This window comes from Microcystis sp. LE19-41.2A, assembly GCF_027530405.1.
Classification (GTDB): domain Bacteria; phylum Cyanobacteriota; class Cyanobacteriia; order Cyanobacteriales; family Microcystaceae; genus Microcystis; species Microcystis aeruginosa.
Window position 1 is genome coordinate 1 of the sequence record NZ_JAPZQJ010000265.1, and the last position, 1,179, is coordinate 1,179.

Annotated in this window: 1 protein-coding gene; it reads right to left on the bottom strand. The window is 40.5% G+C overall.

The annotated features are described in order from the left end of the window. Positions 1–34: 34 nt before the first annotated feature. Positions 35–1,086 (bottom strand): ISKra4-like element ISMae18 family transposase gene (locus O9290_RS11525; RefSeq protein WP_288087067.1). Its coding sequence is split into 2 segments (ribosomal slippage): positions 35–930 and positions 930–1,086, totalling 1,053 coding nucleotides; the frame shifts between segments, so codons are not numbered across the junction. Between the last annotated feature and the right edge of the window lie 93 nt (positions 1,087–1,179).

Here is a 1,179-nt window from a genome sequence, read left to right on the forward strand (position 1 = left end):
GGGAGCATCCCAGTTTTGCAATGAGTAAAAATACTCAGGCAATATCGCCGTTGAGATAAGCACAACGTAGCTTCAAATACTGAGGAACATTCTCTGCTTTCCATTGTGCTCCCACAATTTTCATTCTTGCACCTATTTGCTTAATCTTTGACTCTACACTTCCAGAACCGATGCAAATCCCTTGTGATTGATAGAGTTCGTAATTGGGTATTCTTTCTCGATGTTTATCGACATATTTGGTGAAATTTATAGCCTGTTTCTTTTTGCATCCCTCTAATTCCTCTAAAACTCTTTTCACCTCTCCTTTCCATAAATTCTCTTTGATTCTATTCAGACGCTTGTTTGACCCGCCTATTTTATTCATATTCTCTACTAAATGATACCAATCCAATATTTCTCTCCTTTTAACACCGATTTTCTCCATCAGATTCCACACCCCATCATGACCATCTCCTAAACAGGTGACTACCTCTGTTAAGGGCTGACGGTTCACCCATTCCAGTAATTCTTCATTTTGCTGAAAAAATCCCGCACATTCTTGACCATGCAGACTTACTGCTTTGTAATCTCGACCTTGACTCGGTTGTCCTTTGGGCGTTCTGATTCTGACTTTTCCGACCTCTACACTCAATGCTTCTACCGGACTCTTTGCTTCTGCTTCCTCAAATTTATATCTTTGTACAAGCCTCTGTTGACTACTGCCTGAAACTGCCATTCCTGTCGCCATTTTGAGATCTTTTTCCGCATCTTCAAAAGAGACTTTAGCCACTGCTCCTAAGCAACATTTCTCCAGCATGGGACTTAATCGATTATTCTTGCTTAATCCTAGTTTATCGGCTTGTTTCTCGCTTATCTTGACTTTCCCTATGATACTGCTTACGCTTTTGGTTCGCCCTGCTTGGGTTCCTGTTGCTGATTCAAAAAAAAATTGCCTATGGCAGGACCCAATGTAGTCAGCCAATGGTCTCGCAGGGCGGTTTCAATGCCCTCAAAGCTACGTAGTTGTTCTTCTGGGGTATTATCGACTAGAATTTGAGCAATGGCTTTTAAATGTTGATCTAGTTGTTCTTTTTGGTCTGTATTCATGATTCTACCGTTTAATTGTTTCTCTTTATTTTGCCTTAGCTAACGTTTTTAGTCTCTAAGCATTTATACTTATGGCAAAATTGGGATGCTCCC